Annotated in this window: 1 protein-coding gene; it reads left to right on the top strand. The window is 56.9% G+C overall.

Features of this window, described 5'->3' with window-relative positions; translation table 11 throughout:
• The coding region (locus AC1RPW_RS08260) for a hypothetical protein (protein WP_481769483.1) at positions 1 to 242 on the top strand (242 nt) is incomplete at its 5' end.
• Positions 243 to 332 lie beyond the last annotated feature (90 nt).

The following is a 332-nucleotide window of genomic DNA, read 5'->3' as shown; positions in this document are numbered from 1 at the left end:
AAATCAATGTGAGCCGCGACGGCAAGCACTTTTTCGCGACGGCCCCGCGCAGCATTACCAGCATGCACGACCTGCAAAGCGTGTACCCTGTTCTCAGCAACGCATTTCCCGCGTCGGACGGTTATGAACTGACCGTAACGCGCTGGGAAAATCGCGGGTATAACGTGAACATGGGCGACAACCGCGAGCCCCCGTCGGCAGCGGATACACTGCTGCGCGACGCTCAGCGCGATCCCGAGTAAAAGGCGCGTGCAATACCCTTGCATAGTGTAGGGGTATTGCGCATCGTCATTTTATCGTGTTATAGTTACGTCACTGGCTCACGACGAACC

The sequence above is a fragment of the Dellaglioa sp. CoH-55-MRSF-8 genome (assembly GCF_056782195.1).
Note: the sequence above shows the minus strand (reverse complement) of the source record. Positions and strands in the feature narration are given on the sequence as shown.